Source organism: Achromobacter sp. HZ34, assembly GCF_002209485.1.
Classification (GTDB): domain Bacteria; phylum Pseudomonadota; class Gammaproteobacteria; order Burkholderiales; family Burkholderiaceae_B; genus Bordetella_C.
In genome coordinates this window covers 616,871-635,219 of record NZ_NJIX01000003.1, presented here as the reverse complement: position 1 = coordinate 635,219, position 18,349 = coordinate 616,871, and the positions used below count along the sequence as shown (strand labels likewise).

Sequence of the window (18,349 nt, the reverse complement as noted above, 5' to 3'; positions counted from 1 at the left end):
CGGGGTTGCACCCAGCTGACAGCACGATAGACCGCACTTTGCGCGCTCCAGCTTCGCGCAGTCGGTCGCAATATTTATGCGGCGACGACGCGTTTCCGTCCGGAGAAAGGGGATGCGCTCGTGGCCAGGCTCAGCGACACGGGCACAGGCGCGGGCCCCACATCAATGCCGTTGAGGCGGTCGCGCACAAGGGCGAATGTTGTCAGCGGGGCTCATAGCCAAGATTCGAGAACTGCCCCTGGCTCAACCGAGCCCACCCGAACCACAAATGAAAAACGCCCAGCCGAAGCTGGGCGTTTTGGAAATCTTTGGTGGCCTGGGGCGGAATCGAACCACCGACACAAGGATTTTCAATCCTCTGCTCTACCGACTGAGCTACCAGGCCAACGAAGTCCGCAACTATACACAATTTTTTGAATCCGTGCTGACCGGAAAGCAGAAAAGTTGAGCAAAATTAAAGGTTGCGCACTTATTGCTCACCTGGCCTGCGTCGCAATCTGTCATTTTTACGCCAAGCGCTATAATCGTCTCGCCCTGGGAGCCCCGCGTCTGGCGATCCACCCGGTTCCACCACGCCCGGCCCTCCCCCCAGTCCGCATAGCGCGCGGATTTCGCACAAATGTCGGTAGACGTTCTTACTTTCGGCCTGAATCACACCTCCGCTCCGGTTTCGGTGCGCGAGCGCGTGTCGATGCCCGTCGATCTGTTGCGTCCCGCCCTCGATGGCCTGCGTAGCGCCTTCGGCGGCAGGGTGCGCGAAGCGGCCATTCTGTCTACCTGTAATCGCACCGAGGTCTATTGCGCGGCCGACCCGCTGGTCGCCGAGCAATTGCCCGCATGGCTGGCCGACGTCAATCGCCTGCGGGCCGTCGACCTGCAGCCGCACCTGTATCGCCACCAGCAGGATGGCGCCGTGCGCCACGCCTTCCGCGTCGCCAGCGGTCTCGATTCCATGGTGCTGGGCGAAACCCAGATCGTCGGCCAGATGAAGGACGCCGTGCGCGCCGCCGGTGAAGCCGGCTCGCTGGGCACGCTGCTGCACCAACTGTTCCAGCGCACGTTCTCGGTCGCCAAGGAAGTGCGCTCGCAAACCGCCATCGGCGCCGAATCGGTGTCCATGGCCGCCGCCGCGGTGCGCCTGGCCGAACGCGTGTTCGGCAATATGTCTGAAGCCCGCACGCTGTTCATCGGCGCGGGCGAAATGATAGAACTCTGTGCTACCCACTTCGCCGCCCAGAAGCCGCGCGACATGGTGGTGGCCAATCGCACCGCCGAGCGCGCCGAAACCCTGGCCGGACGCTTCGGCGCCGGCACCATGAAACTGGCCGACCTGCCGGACCGCCTGGCGGAATTCGACGTCATCGTGTCCTGTACGGCAAGCTCACTGCCCATCCTCGGCCTGGGGATGGTGGAAAGGGCTACGCGCCAGCGCCGCCACCGCCCCATCGTCATGATCGATCTGGCCGTGCCGCGCGACATCGAACCCGAAGTGGGCCGCCTGGACGACGTCTACCTGTATTCCGTCGATGACCTGGGCCGCGTGGTGCAGAGCGGCACCGACGCACGCCGCGCCGCCGTCGTGCAGGCCGAATCCATCATCGAAGACCGCGTGCAGAATTTCATGCATTGGCTTGAGACCCGCGCCGTGGTGCCGGTGATCCAGGACCTGCATGCGGCCGCCGACGACGTGCGCGCGGCCGAACTGGACCGCGCCCGCCGCCTGCTGGCGCGCGGCGAGTCCCCCGAGGCGGTGCTGGAACAACTGGCCCACGCCCTGACACAGAAGTACCTTCACGCGCCGTTGGCCGCACTGAACCGCAGCGAAGGTGAAGACCGCACGCAGCTGTTGGCCATGGTGCCGCGCCTCTTCCCCGGCCGCGACAATCGGCGTTAGCGACTCTCGTCGCGTGCTCGCCGCCGGCGCGGCCGTTCAGGTCCGCGCCTTCATTTTCCCGTTTCCTTTCTGCGCTGACCTATGAAATCTTCCATGCGAGAACGCCTGGAGCAATTGTCCAGGCGGTTGATCGAGCTGGATGCCCTGCTCGCCGAGCCGGATGCCGCTTCCGATATGGACCGCTTCCGCAAGCTTTCGCGCGAGCGCGCGGAAATCGAACCGGTGGTGCAGGGTTTCGCCGTCTACACCCGCGCCGAGGACGATCTGGCCACCGCGCAGGAACTGCTGGCCGACCCGGAAATGAAGGCCATGGCCGAGGACGAGATCAAGAGCGCCAAGGCCAGGATCGAGGAGCTGGGCGCTTCGCTGCAACTGCTGCTATTGCCGCGCGATCCGGACGACGGCCGCAGCCTGTTCCTGGAAATCCGCGCCGGTACCGGCGGCGACGAAAGCGCGCTGTTCGCCGGCGATCTGCTGCGCATGTACACGCGCTACGCCGAACGCGTGGGCTGGAAAGTCGAGCTGATGTCGGAAAGCGCGTCGGAACTGGGCGGCTACAAGGAAGTCATCGTCCGCATCGACGGTGACGGCGCCTACGGCCGCCTGAAGTTCGAATCCGGCGGCCACCGGGTGCAGCGCGTGCCGGCCACCGAAGCCCAAGGCCGTATCCATACCTCGGCCTGCACCGTGGCGGTGATGCCGGAAGCCGACGAGATGACCGACATCGTCATCAACCCGGCCGACCTGCGTATCGACACCTTCCGTGCCAGCGGCGCGGGCGGCCAGCACATCAACAAGACCGATTCCGCGGTCCGCATCACCCACTTGCCGACCGGGCTGGTGGTGGAATGCCAGGATGATCGCTCCCAGCACCGCAACAAGGACAAGGCCATGCAGGTGCTGGTGGCCCGTCTGCGCGACAAGGAATTGCGCGAGCGGCAAAGCAAGGAGGCGGCGCAGCGCAAGAGCCTGATCGGCAGCGGCGACCGTTCCGAGCGCATCCGTACCTACAACTTCCCGCAGGGCCGGCTGACCGACCACCGCATCAACCTGACTTTGTACAAGCTGCTGCAGATCATGGAAGGCGACCTGGACGAGCTGGTCCGCGCCCTGATCGCCGAACACCAGGCCGAGCTGCTGGCCACGCTGGGCGAGGACTGAGTGGCCACCGCCAAGGACATCCTGTTTGCCGCCGGGCTGCCCCGGCTGGAAGCGCGCATGCTGCTGGAGTACGTCTTGCAGAAGCCGCGCAGCTGGATCCTGGCGCACGACACCGACCCGCTGCCGGCCCAGGCCGTGCGCGCCTACACCGTGCTGGCGGCGCGCCGCGCGGCCGGCGAGCCCATCGCCTACCTGCTGGGCGAACGTGAATTCATGGGCCATTCCTTCAAGGTGGGGCCGGATGTGCTGATCCCCCGGCCGGAAACCGAGCTGCTGGTGGAAACCGGGCTGGAATGGCTGAAGGGCTTCGACTCGCTGTCGGTGCTGGACATGGGGACGGGCAGCGGCGCCATCGCCATTTCCATCGCGCTGGCCCGCCCCGACGTGGCGGTGCTGGCGACCGATTACAGCCTGGCCGCGCTGAAGGTGGCGGCCGAGAACTCGATCAAGCTGAAGGCTCGGGTGCATTTTTCCCCGGGTGATTGGTACCAGGCCCTGACGGCCGTGAAGAAATTCGACCTGATCGTTTCCAACCCCCCTTATATTTCCCGCCAGGACCCCCATCTTGAACAGGGTGACTTGCGCTTCGAGCCCCGCCAGGCCCTGACCGACGATGCCGACGGCCTGCAGGCCCTGCGTACCATCATCGCCGGGGCGCCCGATCACCTGAAACCGGGCGGCGCCCTGTGGGTCGAGCATGGCTGGGACCAGGCGTCCGCGGTGCGCGGCTTGCTGCAGCAGGCCGGCTTGCGCGGCGTCGACAGCCGGCGCGACCTGGCCGGTATCGAGCGAATTTCCGGCGGGTACCTATAATCAGGCCATTCGGTAGTTTTATCCCAAGACCCCATTTTTTTCATACGGGCCTTCCGGCCCAGCGAGTGAACCATGAGCGACGTTCAAGAATTCCTGCGTGAAACCGTCACCCAGCACCCCGTAGTGCTGTTCATGAAGGGTACCGCGCAGTTCCCGCAATGCGGTTTTTCCGGCCGCGCCATCCAGCTGCTCAAGGGCTGTGGCGTGAAGAAGCTGGTCACCGTCAACGTGCTGGAAGACGACGAAGTCCGCCAGGGCATCAAGACGTTTTCCAGCTGGCCGACGATTCCCCAGCTGTACATCGCCGGTGAGTTCGTCGGCGGTTCGGACATCATGACCGAACTGAACGAAAGCGGTGAACTGAAGAAGATGCTCGAAGAAGCGGGAGCCACTGCGTGACGCAGCCCAAGCGCCGGCTGGTGGTCGGCGTGACCGGCGCCACCGGTTCGCTGTACGCGGTGCGCCTGCTGCAGGCATTGCAGGAGGTCGACGATGTCGAGTCGCATCTGGTGGTGTCGGCTTCAGGCGTGCTCAACGCCAAGCATGAGCTGGACATGAGCCGACAGGCGCTGCACGCACTGGCGGACCACGCCTACAGCGTGCGCGATGTCGGGGCTACGCTGGCCAGCGGCGCGTTCACCACCGCCGGCATGGTGATCGTGCCGTGCTCGATGCGTACGTTGGCGGCGGTGGCCGTGGGGCTTTCCGACAACCTGATCACGCGCGCGGCCGATGTCACGCTCAAGGAGCGGCGCCGCCTGGTGATGATGGTGCGGGAAACGCCTTATAACCTGGCGCACCTGCGCAATATGACGGCCGTCACCGAAATGGGCGGCATCGTGTTTCCGCCCCTGCCGGCCTTCTATTTCAAGCCGTCCTCGATCGAGGAAATGGTCGACCAGACCGTGGCGCGCGTGCTGGACCTGTTCGGTATCGCGGTGCCCAGGCCGCAGTGGGAAGGCACCTGACGGGGCCGCGCCCCACGGGTCAGGGTGCCCAGACGGCGCCTTGGCGGGCCCCCGCGCCCAATCGATTCATTCGAACCTGACGAAGGACAGCGGTGTTTCGCGCGGGCCGCTCTGTTGGGCGTCCTGCGGTGCCGGCGCCGCGCAGCCATCGCCGCCTTGCTCGCCGCCATCCAGGCCGTCCACCGGATCTTCCAGGTCGAAGGCCGTGTCGCCGTTCGCGTCGGGCTGGCCGGTGGGGCGCAGGCCGGCGAAATCGAACAGCTGGCGGTCCATCAGATGCGATGGTGCCACGCTGGCCAGGGCGTTGAAAACACTCCACGACCGCCCCGGATATTTGCGATCCCACTCCCTCAGCATGCGTCCGACTTCCTTGCGCTTGAGGTTTTCCTGCGTGCCGCACAGGTTGCAGGGAATGATGGGGAAGTTCTTTTCCACCGCATAAGCCGCGAGGTCGGACTCCTCGATATAGGCCAGCGGGCGGATGATGGTGTGGCGGCCGTCGTCGGAGACCAGCTTCGGCGGCATGGCCTTGAGCTTGCCGCCATAGAACATGTTCAGGAAGAACGTGCCCAGGATGTCATCGCGATGATGGCCCAGGGCGATCTTGGTACAGCCCAGTTCGTCAGCCACGCGGTACAGGATGCCGCGGCGCAGGCGCGAGCATAGCGAGCACATGGTCTTGCCTTCCGGTACCAGGCGCTTGACCACCGAATAGGTGTCGCGCGTTTCGATGTGGAAGGGGACGCCCAGGTCACGCAGGTAATTGGGCAGGATGTCGGCCGGGAAGTCCGGCTGCTTCTGGTCCAGGTTGACGGCGATCAGGTCGAAAGGGAAGGGCGCCCGTTCGCGCAGCCGCATCAGCACGTCGAGCATGCCGTAGGAGTCCTTGCCGCCGGACAGGCAGACCATGACGCGGTCGCCCGCCTCGATCATGTTGTAGTCGGAGATCGCGCGCGTGGTTTCGCGCGCCAGCCGCTTGGCCAGCTTGTTGGCTTCCAGGCGGGCCTTGGCACGGCCGTCCCTGGCGGCCTCGGCCGCTGTCCTGGCTTGCGTGGCTTGCAGCGTTGCCGCGGCGTGGGCCACGGCGGGATCGAGAGCATTCATGATGGGGCAGGCAGGTCAGCGAGTCGTGTAGGTCTCCACGCCCACGGCGGCGCAGTCGGAAAAGGCCATCGGCTTGCTGATGCGGATGCGCACCGCGCGGATGTCCTTGAAGTCATTCATCAGGCGCTCGGCCACCTGGTCGGTCAGGGTCTCGATGAGATTGACGTGCGAGTGCGTGCACACCGCCACGATGACTTCGCGCAGCGCGCGATAGTCCAGCACGCTGTGGATGTCATGGTCGTCCACGTCGCGGGTGATGTCGACGTCGATTTCGGCATCGACGTGCAGCGGTTGCGTGGCGCGGCGTTCGTGTTCCAGGATGCCGATGCGGGCGTCCAGGGCGAGGCGGGAAAAGATGATGCGGCGGGTAGGCATGATGGGGAGCGGAGAAATGAGCCCCTGCATTGTAGTTCCCCGGGCGCGATGGCGGATCGACGCCGGTGTGCGCGGCGCGGCCCCGGCCCGCGTGCGCGGCCCCGCGGGATTGCTGCCCCGCCGGCTGCCACGCCGGCAGCCACCCAGGCAGCCACCCCGCCACGCGCTGATCGCCAGGGCCGCGGCTGGCCCGGGGGGCGCGGCCGCTACAATTCTCTTCATATTCAACTTGAGCAAAGATTGAAATGCCGCAATATCGCGACGCCATCATCGTGGGGGGCGGCCCGGCCGGGGCGTCTTGCGCCATCTGGCTGGCCCGGCTGGGACTGGCGCCGCTGCTGGTGGAGGCCGATGCGCGCCTGGGCGGCCTGCCCAATGACAATCCTTTCGCGGACGACTGGATCGCCACGTTGCCGGGCGTGACCGGCCAGCAGGTGGGCGCCAACATCGCCCGCAGCGTCGAGGCGGCCGGTGTGCCGGTGCTGCGCGGCCACCGCGCCGTGGCGGTCGCCCGCGCTGACGAGGGCTACAAGGTGACCGTGCAGGCGGTGTCTGCAGCAGGGCGGACGGTTAGGGAGAAAGACCAGGGCGGCAGCCAAGGCGCCGGTGCTGCGTCGAGCGGCGGCTCCGACGGGCTGGCGGCCGCTCGGTCCGCGGAGGGGGCAGAAGACGCTTCCACCATCCTGTTCGGCCGTCATCTGGTGATTGCCTCCGGCGTGCGCGCCCGCAATCTGGCGGGGGCGGCGCCGGGTGACCGTTGGCCCGGCGTGCTGGTGGGGCCGGGCTCGGCCATCGTGGAGCAGGACTATGCGGGCCTGTCCGTGGCCATCCTGGGGGGCGGCGACAACGGTTTCGAGAATTACGCCTATGTGAAGCGCCGCGGCGCGCGCACGGTGCATCTGTATGCCCGTGGCGTGCGGGCACGGCCGCAACTGGTCGACGCGGTGCCGGCGGCGGACTTGCGGGTGGGCAGCTACCGGGTCGACCCGGTCGCCCGCCACGTCGACGGCCATCCCTACGATCTGCTGCTGGTGCTGTACGGCTGGGAGCCGCAGGCGGATTTCGCCGCCGGGCTCGACCTGCGGCGCGATGAGCGTGGCTATATCCACACGGACTTCGCCACCGCGCGCGCCAGCGCCGAGGGGGTCTACGCCATCGGCGAGGTCGCCAATCGCATGCACCCCTGTGTGGTCACATCGATGGCCGACGGCGTGGTCGCCGCGAAGGCGATCCAGGCCGCTTTGCAACGGTAGCCCGGCTTCCCTTCCTACCGCGCGGCGCCCGTCAACACGCATTCCAGCGGCGCCTGCGGCGCCAGCCGTACGCGGAAGCTGCGTAGCTCGTCACGGCGGAACACCTGCATGGTGACCGTATCGCCAGGCCGGTACTGCGCTATCAGCAACTCCAGGCCGGCCGGCCCGGCTACACGCAGCCCGTCGATGGCAACCAGTTCATCCCCCGCCGACAGGCCCGCCTTGTGCGCGGCGCCGCCTTCCAGCACGCCAGCCAGCGCCACCCCCTCACCTTGCTTGCGCGTGCGGGCATCCAGGCTGGGCAGGTTGGATGCCGTCGTCCATTGCAAGGTAATGCCCTGTGCGGCCAGCAGTTCGGCCAAGGGCAGGTCCGCATGGCCCTCCGTATAGCGTTCGATGAAGGCCCGCACGTCCACGCCGGTGGCCTCGCGCACCAGGGCAGGCAAGGCATCCTCGGCGATGCCTTGCGGCCGGCCCTGATAGAAATCGCGGCCGTAGCGTTGCCACAGCAGCCGCATGACGTCGTCGAGCGAATGGCGGTCGGCGGATTCCTGGCGTATGGTCAGGTCCAGCCCCAGCGCCACCAGGGAACCCTTGGTGTAGTAGCTGACGATGGCGTTGGGCGAGTTCTCGTCCTGCTTGTAGTAGCGCGTCCAGGCATCGTAGGAACTTTGCGCCACCGATTGCTTGAGCCGGCCGGGGCCGCGCGTCACCGCGGTGATGGTCTTGCCCAGCATGCGCAGGTAATCGTTGCTGGTGATGGTGCCTGAACGCAGCAGGAACAGATCGTCGTAATACGACGTGAAGCCTTCGAACACCCACAGCAGCCGGGTCAGCGCCGGTGTGCGCAGATCATAGGGCGCGAACGCCGCCGGCTTGATGCGCTTGACGTTCCAGGTGTGGAAGTATTCATGGCTGACCAGGCCCAGGAACGTACGGTAACCCTCGCCCTGGCCGATCTGCCCCTTCACCGGCAGATCCTTGCGCGCGGTCATCAGCGCGGTCGACGCGCGATGCTCCAGCCCGCCGTAGCCGTCGCCCGTGACCATGGTCATGAAGACGTAGCGGTCGCTGCTGTCCAGAAAGGGCGCGCGCTTGCTGCCCGGCTCGAAGAAGGCGATCTGCGTGGCGCAGATGCGTTGCACATCCTCGACGATGCGCGGCAGGTCCAGGCGCGGCATCACGCCCGTGAACACCAGCTCATGTTCGGCCCCATGCGCTTCGAAGCGCGCCACTTGCGGCGTGCCCATTTCCACCGGATGGTCGATCAGTGCGTCATAGTCAGGCGCGCGATACAGCCCGAAGCCATGCCGCCGCGCCGCGCCGGCGATGCCGCGTGCTTCAGGCAGGCTGGTGTAGACCTTCCAGTCGGCGATGCCCGGCGGCGGCGCGATGTCCAGCAGGCAGGGCTGCTGGGCCTGGCCCTCGACGCACAGGAACACGCTGGTGCCATTGAAGAAGCCGTGCGTTTCGTCCAGATGCGCACCGCGCACCGACAGGTCCCACGCGTACACCGTATATTCCACCACCAGCGGCCCGTCGCAAGGCGCGACTTTCCAGGTATGGTTATCGGTCTTGCGCACCCGCAGGCGCCGTCCGCCGGCGCGCGCGGCCAGGGTTTCGATCTGGCGCGAGAAATCCCGGATCAGGTAACTGCCCGGAATCCAGGCCGGCAGCGACAGGGACTGGCCATCGACATCCGGCTGGTCTATGGTCAGCGTGACGCGGTAGCGATGGCCGGCCAGGTCGTGGGGTTCCAAGCGGTAAATTATGGGATGCGTCATGAGGATGCGGTCGCTTGCGTATTAATGTGCTTATTAATGTGTATTGATTGCTGCATTCTAAATGCTAAAAAATCGGTCTTGATCCCCTCTGAAGCTGTGCGAGTATGCCGCCCCCGCGGGGGCGGCCCTTCAAACAGCTTTGAATATTTATGCAACCTTGGTCGCGCCCCGCGGGGGCCGGCCTTCAGGAGACAACCATGAGCGAATCGTTGGTGCTGGTCGAAACCCGTGGCCGGGTGGGTTTATTGACGCTTAATCGGCCCAAGGCCCTGAACGCGCTCAACGACGCCTTGATGGACGAACTGGGCGCGGCCTTGCTGGCGTTCGATGGCGATGACAGCATCGGTGCCATCGTCATCACCGGCAGCGAAAAAGCGTTCGCCGCCGGCGCCGACATCGGCGCCATGAAAGACTGGTCGTATATGGACGTGTACCGCAGCGACTACATCACGCGCAATTGGGAAACGCTCAAGCGCGTGCGCAAGCCGGTCATCGCCGCGGTGGGCGGCTACGCCCTGGGCGGCGGCTGCGAACTGGCCATGATGTGCGACATGCTGATCGCCGCCGACAGCGCCAGGTTCGGCCAGCCCGAAATCAAGCTGGGCGTGATTCCCGGCGCTGGCGGGACCCAGCGCCTGCCGCGTGCCGTCGGCAAGGCCAAGGCCATGGATCTGGTCCTGACCGGGCGCATGATGGGCGCCGAGGAAGCCGAGCGGGCAGGGCTGGTCTCGCGCGTGGTGCCGGCCGCCAAGCTGCTGGACGAGGCCATCGAGGCGGCCACCGTGATCGCCTCGATGTCGATCGCTTCGGTGATGATGGCGAAGGAGTCGGTCAACCGTGCTTTCGAGAGCTCGCTCAATGAAGGCCTGCTGTTCGAGCGCCGCGTCTTCCACTCCCTGTTCGGGACCGAGGACCAGAAAGAAGGCATGACCGCCTTCATCGAAAAGCGCGAAGCCCGCTTCAAGCATCGTTAGTATTTGTTGCATCGGCTGGCGGGGCTGGCGCGCCCCGCCAGATCGCACCATACCTGAAGCCAGCACGAGGCGTGCGCTCGTGTGGGCTCGGCGGCGTGGCGGCGGGCTGTAAGCGGTGCAGCCCGCCCTGTCACCGTTGCGACTTGAAACGCATGGGCGAAATCTGTTTCGCGGCCCGGGGCCTATCCTGACAGCCGGCATCTCGCTTGCTGATGAGCGCGCCTATTCAGCCTCAGCAGCCCAAGGCAATCTCAAAGGAGCCCCCCGATGCGTAATCTCTCACGTCCTCACCCATTGCGCCTGGCCGTCCTGGCCTGCGCGATCGGCATGAGCTGCGCGGCCGCGGCCCAGTCGCCCCAGCCGACCTTCCGCCTGGTCTCCGAAACGCCTGCCGCCGCGCCGGTGGCCGCCGCCACCGTCAGCGGGCAGGAACTGCATGACATCGCGGTCGATGCGTATGTATATGCCTATCCCATGGTGCTGATGGAGCTGACGCGCCGTGGTGCCACCAATGTGCAGACGCCGCTGGATGGCCGCGCACCGGTGAACATGTTCGGCCACAAGACCGCGTTCCCGGATGCGAACACCCCGAATGCGCGCTGGCCCAGCACCGACACCCTCTATTCCAGCATGTGGTACGACGTCAGCCGTGAACCGCTGATCGTGCGCGTGCCCGATGCCGGCAACCGCTATTACTACCTGACCCTGCTGGACATGTGGACGGACGTGTTCGCTTCGCGCGGCACGCGCACGGTGGGCAACAAGCCCCAGGCTTTCGCCATCGTCGGTCCGTACTGGCAAGGCACGGTGCCCCCCGGCGTGGACGTGGTGCGCAGCCCCACCTCCACCGGCTGGGTGCTGGGCAACGTCCAGACCAACGGTCCGGCCGACTATCCTGGCGTCAACCAGTTCCAGTCGGGCCTGGTGACGCAGCCCCTGAGCACGGTCAGCCCGGCATACAGCCAACCCGGCCAAAGCGCCCGCACCTATATGCCGGTGGCCGGCAACGTCGATCCCAACGTCAACACGCAGACACCGCCGGCGGACCAGATCGCCACGATGGACGCCGCCACCTTCTGGGGCATTTTCCTTGACGTGGTCCGCAACAACCCGCCGCACGCCAACGACAATCCCATGCTGGATCGCCTGCGCCGCATCGGCCTGGGCAACGGCCAGGCGCTGGCCTACAGCAGGCTCGATCCGGCGGTGCAGCAGGCCCTGGCGCAAGCCGGTCCGGAGGCCGGCCGCCGTATCGCCGACTACGTGGCCGGGCTGGGCGACGGCTACAACGGCTGGAACACCGTATCCGAAGGCATCGGCACCTACGGCACCGACTATCTGCGCCGCGCCGCCATCGCTTACGCGGGCCTGGGCGCCGGCGTGCCGGAAGACGTGATGTATCCGGTCACCTCGATCGACTCCAAGGGCCGCGCCCTGGACGGTGACGAGGATTATGTCCTGCACTTCGACAAGGGCCAGCTGCCGCCGGTGAACGCCTTCTGGTCGCTGATGCTGTACGGCCCGAACCAGGCCTTCACCGCCAACCAGGCCAACAAGTACGCACTCCACAGCACCGATTCGTTGAAATACAACAGTGACGGTTCGCTGGACATCTACATCGGCCACAAGGTGCCGAGCCGCGAGAAGCAGAGCAACTGGCTGCCCTCGCCGGAATCGGGTCCGTACATGTTGAACATGCGCCTGTACTGGCCACGCAGCATTGCCCTGGACGGCAGCTGGGCGCCGCCGCCGGTGAAGCGCGACTGATAGTGCTCGGTGTTTTACCCGCCGGATGGAAGGTCATCCGGCGGGCCTCCGCTGATCGCGGCCGGCCGTGGCTTGTCCCCATGGTCGGGATCGCGTTAGGGGCGGCCTGCGAGGGCCGCCTTTTTTTGCCTTTTCAAAGCGATATGTCCCCAGATGAGTGTTGTACACTCAGCGCCTCGTCAGCTATTCCGTTTGCGATGGGCGTCACTAACACGCTATACTCCAAGAGTTTGACGCTTGCAGGATAAACAACGCGACGCGTCGTCAGCAGGGAATTTTCATTACATAAGCTTCACTATAGACATCACGACATAGACATCCCCACGGGTGCACATTGGGTCCTGAAGAGCAGGCCCAAGCGCTGTGCCCACGCGGTTAGAAGCATCTCTGGCTGTTCGGTTTTCGTAGAAATTTCAGGTAGATAGGTCGGGTTAACAGTCCGCTTGCAGTTCACCATGCGGCGCGTGAGCGTCGGCGTGTCGTGACCCGAGCGGGTGGCCGAAAATCCCTGATTGTTACGAATCCAGTTGGTTGGAGGGGTCCCGGGCAGTACAGGCCGGGCGCTGGCGGGGGAGGTAAATGAGTGGTGAGAAATAGTGAAGACAACCGGGAGGCGGTGGCCGATGAAAGTCGGCGGTCGTGACCAGGGGGCGGCATGGTAGTGCATGAGACGGAAAACCGGGACGCATCAGTAGCGGACCGGGTCGCGCGGAACGCGGCACACGCTCATGCGCACGAGCCGGAAGGCATCAAGCTCAGTGCCGCGGACAAGGCGGCGCTGGATGCGAGAGCCGGTCGGGGGCTGGTGCGGGCGATCATGGCTCAAGGTGTGATGGCATTGCTGGCGACGGTGATTGCCGGGGCGGTAGCGGGGTCGGCGGCAGCTTGGTCGGCGTTGGCGGGGGCGGGGGCTTATTTCCTACCGAATACCCTGTTTGCGCTGCGCTTGTTGCTCAACGCGCACCAACCTGGACGGGCCAACCCGTTCACGTTTTTCCTGGGTGAAGCATTCAAGCTGGGCATGACGGTTTTATTGTTGGGGCTCACGGTGTATCTGGGCCGCGGGCATATCGTCTGGCCGGCGCTGTTGATCGGTTTGTTGTGCGTGCTCAAAGGGCATGTATTGCTGCTGATGACAGGCAAGTTGTCATAGCGACGCATCAAAGTTTTTGTTCTAACGGCTGGCGCCTGCGCCAGCGACAGCATACAGGGTAGGAATCACATGGCTGCCGCCAGCGACGTGTCGCCTCAGTCGGAATATATCCAGCACCATCTGGTGCATCTGAATAATTTGGGTGAAAAGCAGTCCGCCATCGCCCAATTCAATATCGTCAACTACGACTCGCTGTTCTGGTCCATCCTGATGGGCCTGGTCGTGGTGTTCTTCCTCTGGCGTGCTGCCCGCAAGGCCACCAGTGGCGTTCCGGGCCGGTTCCAGATGTTCGTGGAATCGCTGGTCGACATGGTCGAAGAACAGGCCAAGGGCATCGTCCACAATGAAGTGTCGCGTCGTTTCGTGTCGCCGCTGGCGCTGACGGTGTTCCTGTGGATCGTCATGATGAACGCGCTGGACTTCGTTCCCGTCGATCTGCCCGCCACCATCTTCCGTTGGATCGGCCTGGGTTCGCATCACGGCGATCCCCTGTACTACCACCGCATTCTGCCGACCGCCGACCTGAACGTGCCGATGGGCATGTCGCTGGGCGTGCTGCTGCTGATGTTCTATTACGGCATCAAGATCAAGCACCCGGGCGGTTTCGTCAAAGACCTGATCAGCGCACCTTTCCATGGCCACGGCGTCATGGCAATCGTCCTGCTGCCGTTCAACCTGCTGTTGAACCTCATCGAGTACGCCGCCAAGTCCGTTTCGCTGGGCATGCGGTTGTTCGGCAACATGTTTGCCGGTGAACTCCTGTTCATGCTGATCGCCCTGCTGGGCGGCGCCTGGACGGGTTTCAACGCCACCAGCATCGGTTTGGGGATTGGCCAGATTCTGGCCGGCTCCATCTGGGCTATTTTCCACATCCTGATCGTGTTGCTGCAGGGCTTCATCTTCATGATGTTGACCCTGGTCTACATCGGCCAGGCACACGAAGGGCATTGATAGACCGGTAGCCCGGACGCCCCGAGTTCGTCGATGCGGGGGAGTATTCCCGTATCGGCAGCAAGATCTTCTTGCATAGCGCTGTACCTCTTGCTTTACCCCTTACCAATATTTTTGACTTCAGATTTCTAAACAAGGAGTTGTCATGACCAACGTAGCTTTCGTTGCTCTCGCTTGCGGTCTCATCATCGGTCTGGGCGCTATCGGCGCTTGCATCGGTATCGCGCTGATGGGGGGCAAATACCTGGAAGCTTCGGCTCGTCAGCCTGAACTGATGAACGCCCTGCAAACCAAGATGTTCCTGCTGGCTGGCCTGATCGACGCCGCGTTCCTGATCGGTGTTGGTATCGCCATGCTGTTCGCGTTCGCCAACCCGTTCGTCGGCTAAAGGCGAAGTCCCGTCGCCTGGCGGCGGGCATGGAGTCCGGCGGCGCGCCTCGCGTCTTACCGCCGGCACAGTATCGAGTGCTCGCGGCGTCTTCGATGAAGACGCCGGAGCCTTAAGGGTTTAAAGGGAACGACCGTGAATCTGAACGCGACAATCATCTTCCAGATGCTCGTGTTCTTCGTTCTGGGCTGGTTCACGATGAAATTCGTGTGGCCGCCCCTGACGAAGGCGATGGACGAACGCCGCCAGAAAATTGCTGACGGCCTGGCCTCCGCCGAAAAGGGCAAGGCTGACCTGGCTCAGGCGCAGGCGCGCATCAGCCTCATCGAGGCCTCTGCCAAGTCCGAAAACCACGCCCGTATCGTCGAGGCGGAAAAGCAGGCGAACCAGCTGATCGAGCAGGCCCGCCGCGAAGCCGAAGCGGAACGTGCGCGTATCGTGGCGCAAGCCAAGCAGGACGCCGAGCTGGAAGGTCAGCGCGTGCGTGACTCCCTGCGCGACGACGTGGCTGCCCTGGCAGTCAAGGGCGCCGAACAGATCCTCAAGCGCGAGGTTGACGCCCGCGCCCACGCCGAGCTGCTCAACCAGCTCAAGGCGCAGCTTTAATCCAGGAACGTCATGGCTGAACTATCGACTGTCGCCAGACCTTACGCCGAGGCACTCTTCGGCGCCGCGCTCGACGACAAGACCAGCGGGCTGCAAAGCTGGTCCGATCTGGTGAGCGCAATGGCACAAGTGGCGTCCAATGCGGACGTGCGCGAGGCCATGGCCGACCCGCGTCTGGACGACGCACAGCGCGCGCAGACCTTCACCGGCCTGCTGAAGGGCGAGGTGCCTCAGGCAGCACGCAACTTCATCGAGCTGCTCGCCCAGAATGACCGCTTGCTGCTCCTGCCTGAAATCGCCAGCCAGTTCGTGACGCTGAAGAATCGTCACGAAGGGTCGGCGCAGGCTGACATCACCAGCGCATTCGAAATGTCCGAAGCCCAGGTCAAGGACCTGACCTCGGCGCTCGAACTGAAGTTCGGGCTGAAGCTCAAGCCGCGCGTCACGGTGGACTCGTCGCTGATCGGCGGCGTGCGCGTGGCGGTCGGCGACCAGGTACTCGATACATCCGTGCAAGCCCAATTGGCCCGCATGCGCGACACGCTGTCGGCGTAAGCCAGGCGACTAAACAGGATTCCAGGAGTCTGAACATGCAACTCAATCCCTCCGAGATCAGCGAACTGCTCAAGAGCCGCATCGAGGGCCTGGGCGCTTCGACCGATATTCGCACCCAGGGCACGGTGGTTTCCGTGACCGACGGTATTACCCGCATCCATGGTCTGTCCGACGTGATGCAGGGCGAAATGCTCGAATTTCCCAACAACGTTTTCGGCCTCGCGCTGAACCTCGAGCGCGACTCCGTCGGCGCCGTGATTCTGGGCGACTACACCGGCGTTTCCGAAGGCGACCAGGTCAAGACGACCGGCCGCATCCTGGAAGTCCCGGTCGGTCCGGAACTGAAAGGCCGCGTGGTCAACACGCTGGGCGAGCCCATCGACGGCAAGGGCCCGGTCAACACCAAGGAAACCGACATCATCGAAAAAGTGGCGCCTGGCGTTATCGCCCGCCGCTCGGTGTCGCAACCCCTGCAGACCGGCGTCAAGGCTATCGACGCCATGGTGCCCATCGGCCGTGGCCAGCGCGAGCTGATCATCGGCGACCGCCAGACCGGCAAGACCGCCGTGGCTGTCGATACCATCATCAGCCAGAAGGGCAAGGGCGTCACCTGCGTGTACGTCGCCATCGGCCAGAAGGCATCGACCATCAACAACGTCCTGCGCAAGCTCGAAGAGCACGGCGCCATGGACTACACGATCATCGTCGCCGCCACGGCTTCGGATTCGGCCGCCATGCAATACCTGGCCCCGTACGCCGGTTGCACGATGGGCGAATACTTCCGCGACCGCGGCGAAGACGCGCTGATCATTTATGACGATCTGACCAAGCAGGCCTGGGCCTACCGTCAGGTGTCGCTGCTGCTGCGCCGCCCGCCGGGCCGCGAAGCCTACCCCGGCGACGTGTTCTACCTGCACTCGCGCCTGCTGGAACGCGCTGCCCGCGTGAACGAAGAGTACGTCGAAAAGTTCACCAACGGCGCCGTGAAGGGCAAGACCGGTTCGTTGACCGCCCTGCCCATCATCGAAACCCAAGCCGGTGACGTTTCCGCTTTCGTGCCGACCAACGTGATCTCGATCACGGACGGCCAGATCTTCCTGGAAACCGACCTGTTCAACGCCGGTGTCCGCCCCGCCATCAACGCCGGTATCTCGGTGTCGCGCGTCGGTGGTGCTGCCCAGACCAAGGTCGTCAAGAAGCTGTCCGGCGGTATCCGTACCGACTTGGCGCAGTACCGTGAACTGGCCGCCTTCGCGCAGTTCGCTTCCGATCTGGACGACGCCACCCGTCGCCAGCTGGAACGCGGCAAGCGCGTGGTCGAACTGCTCAAGCAGCCGCAATACCAGCCGCTGCAAGTGTGGGAACTGGCCATCACGCTGTACACGGTCAACAACGGCTATCTGGACGACGTCGATGTGCCGCAGGTGCTGGCTTTCGAAAAGGCCCTGAAGGATCACGTCAAGGCCAAGCACGAAGGTCTGATCCAGCGCGTCGAGGACACCAAGGAACTGTCGAAGGATGACGAGGCCGAACTGGCCGCCGCCATCGCGGAGTTCAAGAAGCACGGTGCGTTTTAAGACACCTTGACTGCCCGTTAGGTTGGCGCCGGCGGATTCCGCCGGTCCCAGCGTAACGGGGCCGGCGCCGCCCTCCAGCCGCCGGCCCGTCACACCAGGAAAGCGCAATGCCCGGAATCAAGGAAATCCGAACCAAGATCAAGAGCGTGCAAAACACGCGCAAGATCACCAAGGCGATGGAAATGGTCGCCGCATCCAAGATGCGCAAGGCGCAGGAGCGGATGCGCGCGGGCCGTCCGTATGCCACCAAGGTGCGCGAGATCGCTGCGCACCTTATGCAGGCCAATCCCGAGTACAGCCACCCCTTCCTGATCGAACGCGAACAGGTCAAGGCGGTGGGTGTGGTTCTGGTGACCACCGACAAGGGCTTGTGCGGCGGTTTGAACACGAACGTGTCGCGCGTGGCCCTGGCCAAGCTCAAGGAGTTCCAGCAAAAGGGCGTGCAAGTGCAGGCCACGGCGCTGGGCAACAAGGGCCTGGGGCTGCTGACCCGCATCAAGGCGAACCTGGTGTCGCAGGAAATCGGGCTGGGCGATGCGCCCAACCTCGAACGCCTGCTGGGCGCCATCAAGGTTCAGGTCGATGCGTATCTGGACGGCCGTATCGACGAGCTGTACGTGGCCACGACCCGCTTCATCAACACGATGAAGCAGGAGCCCGTGTTCCTGCGTCTGCTGCCGCTGCCGGATGCCAAGATGGAAGATCCCTTCCACAGCCCGAATTCCACCGAAGCGAGCCACGCTGAAGTGAAGTCGGAGTACAGCTGGGACTACATCTACGAACCCGACGCGCGTACGGTCATCGACGAGCTGTTGCATCGCTATGTCGAAGGCGTGTTGTACCAGGCAGTCGCCGAGAACATGGCCTCGGAGCAGTCGGCTCGCATGGTGGCCATGAAGGCCGCCTCGGACAATGCCAAGAAGGTTATCGGCGAATTGCAGCTGGTCTACAACAAGACCCGCCAAGCCGCGATCACCAAGGAAATTTCGGAAATCGTGGGGGGCGCCGCCGCCGTCTGACGTCCAG

Annotated in this window: 18 protein-coding genes and 1 tRNA gene; 15 read left to right on the top strand and 4 right to left on the bottom strand. The window is 64.5% G+C overall.

Annotated elements, in window-relative coordinates; translation table 11 throughout:
* Positions 1-309: 309 nt before the first annotated feature.
* A tRNA-Phe gene (locus CEY05_RS14950) sits at positions 310-385 on the bottom strand.
* A gap of 234 nt (positions 386-619) precedes the next feature.
* Here CEY05_RS14950 and hemA point away from each other — a divergent pair.
* The 5 genes from hemA to CEY05_RS14925 all read left to right on the top strand — a co-directional run bounded on the left by hemA (position 620) and on the right by CEY05_RS14925 (position 4,836).
* Positions 620-1,894, top strand: coding sequence for a glutamyl-tRNA reductase (gene hemA, locus CEY05_RS14945; protein WP_088599085.1), 1,275 nt, complete (start codon positions 620-622; stop codon positions 1,892-1,894).
* Positions 1,895-1,975: 81 nt separating this feature from the next.
* On the top strand, positions 1,976-3,055 hold the full coding sequence (gene prfA, locus CEY05_RS14940) for a peptide chain release factor 1 (RefSeq protein ID WP_088599084.1): 1,080 nt from the start codon (positions 1,976-1,978) through the stop codon (positions 3,053-3,055).
* Positions 3,056-3,868 carry a peptide chain release factor N(5)-glutamine methyltransferase gene (gene prmC / locus CEY05_RS14935; protein WP_088599083.1) on the top strand — a complete coding sequence of 271 codons (813 nt, stop codon included), beginning with the start codon at positions 3,056-3,058 and terminating at the stop codon, positions 3,866-3,868. It abuts the gene before it with no gap.
* 72 nt (positions 3,869-3,940) lie between these two features.
* Positions 3,941-4,267 carry a Grx4 family monothiol glutaredoxin gene (gene grxD, locus CEY05_RS14930; protein ID WP_088599082.1) on the top strand — a complete coding sequence of 109 codons (327 nt, stop codon included), beginning with the start codon at positions 3,941-3,943 and terminating at the stop codon, positions 4,265-4,267.
* Positions 4,264-4,836: a UbiX family flavin prenyltransferase gene (locus CEY05_RS14925; RefSeq protein ID WP_088599081.1), complete on the top strand. Its 573-nt coding sequence runs from the start codon at positions 4,264-4,266 to the stop codon at positions 4,834-4,836. Before grxD ends, CEY05_RS14925 begins: the two co-directional genes overlap by 4 nt.
* A 66-nt stretch (positions 4,837-4,902) precedes the next feature.
* On the opposite strand, the gene ttcA is transcribed toward CEY05_RS14925, so the two are convergent.
* Together ttcA and folB are read right to left on the bottom strand one after the other, a co-directional pair.
* Positions 4,903-5,940 carry a tRNA 2-thiocytidine(32) synthetase TtcA gene (ttcA, locus tag CEY05_RS14920; RefSeq protein WP_088599080.1) on the bottom strand — a complete coding sequence of 346 codons (1,038 nt, stop codon included), beginning with the start codon at positions 5,938-5,940 and terminating at the stop codon, positions 4,903-4,905.
* Between the two features lie 15 nt (positions 5,941-5,955).
* Positions 5,956-6,315, bottom strand: coding sequence for a dihydroneopterin aldolase (gene folB, locus CEY05_RS14915; protein ID WP_088599249.1), 360 nt, complete (start codon positions 6,313-6,315; stop codon positions 5,956-5,958).
* Positions 6,316-6,560: 245 nt separating this feature from the next.
* Between folB and CEY05_RS14910 the strand changes: the two genes are divergently transcribed.
* The gene (locus CEY05_RS14910; RefSeq protein WP_088599079.1) at positions 6,561-7,568 is read left to right on the top strand and encodes an NAD(P)/FAD-dependent oxidoreductase; all 1,008 of its coding nucleotides are present in this window, start codon (positions 6,561-6,563) and stop codon (positions 7,566-7,568) included.
* Positions 7,569-7,582: 14 nt separating this feature from the next.
* Here CEY05_RS14910 and CEY05_RS14905 read toward each other — a convergent pair whose 3' ends face one another.
* Positions 7,583-9,352, bottom strand: a complete 1,770-nt coding sequence (locus CEY05_RS14905) for a M61 family metallopeptidase (protein WP_088599078.1) — start codon at positions 9,350-9,352, stop codon at positions 7,583-7,585.
* Positions 9,353-9,549: 197 nt separating this feature from the next.
* On the opposite strand from CEY05_RS14905, the gene CEY05_RS14900 reads away from it, so the two are divergent.
* From CEY05_RS14900 to atpG, 9 genes are all read left to right on the top strand, one after another.
* A complete protein-coding gene (locus tag CEY05_RS14900) occupies positions 9,550-10,326 on the top strand; it encodes an enoyl-CoA hydratase (protein ID WP_088599077.1) in 777 nt (258 codons plus the stop codon).
* A 267-nt stretch (positions 10,327-10,593) separates the two neighbouring features.
* Entirely contained in the window at positions 10,594-12,093 is a 1,500-nt protein-coding gene (locus tag CEY05_RS14895; protein ID WP_088599076.1) for a DUF1254 domain-containing protein, read from the top strand.
* Positions 12,094-12,748: 655 nt separating this feature from the next.
* Positions 12,749-13,246, top strand: a complete 498-nt coding sequence (locus CEY05_RS14890; RefSeq protein WP_088599075.1) for an ATP synthase subunit I — start codon at positions 12,749-12,751, stop codon at positions 13,244-13,246.
* Between the two features lie 69 nt (positions 13,247-13,315).
* On the top strand, positions 13,316-14,197 hold the full coding sequence (gene atpB / locus CEY05_RS14885; protein ID WP_088599074.1) for a F0F1 ATP synthase subunit A: 882 nt from the start codon (positions 13,316-13,318) through the stop codon (positions 14,195-14,197).
* A 145-nt stretch (positions 14,198-14,342) separates the two neighbouring features.
* Positions 14,343-14,585, top strand: coding sequence for a F0F1 ATP synthase subunit C (gene atpE, locus CEY05_RS14880; protein ID WP_003815363.1), 243 nt, complete (start codon positions 14,343-14,345; stop codon positions 14,583-14,585).
* A 135-nt stretch (positions 14,586-14,720) separates the two neighbouring features.
* Positions 14,721-15,191 (top strand): F0F1 ATP synthase subunit B, encoded by a 471-nt coding sequence (locus CEY05_RS14875; protein WP_088599073.1) that lies wholly within the window; start codon positions 14,721-14,723, stop codon positions 15,189-15,191.
* A 12-nt stretch (positions 15,192-15,203) separates the two neighbouring features.
* Complete coding sequence (locus CEY05_RS14870) at positions 15,204-15,746, top strand: F0F1 ATP synthase subunit delta (RefSeq protein WP_088599072.1); 543 nt, start codon at positions 15,204-15,206, stop codon at positions 15,744-15,746.
* A gap of 35 nt (positions 15,747-15,781) precedes the next feature.
* Positions 15,782-17,323: a F0F1 ATP synthase subunit alpha gene (atpA, locus tag CEY05_RS14865; RefSeq protein ID WP_088599071.1), complete on the top strand. Its 1,542-nt coding sequence runs from the start codon at positions 15,782-15,784 to the stop codon at positions 17,321-17,323.
* 107 nt (positions 17,324-17,430) lie between these two features.
* Positions 17,431-18,342: a F0F1 ATP synthase subunit gamma gene (gene atpG, locus CEY05_RS14860; RefSeq protein ID WP_088599070.1), complete on the top strand. Its 912-nt coding sequence runs from the start codon at positions 17,431-17,433 to the stop codon at positions 18,340-18,342.
* Positions 18,343-18,349: the final 7 nt, after the last annotated feature.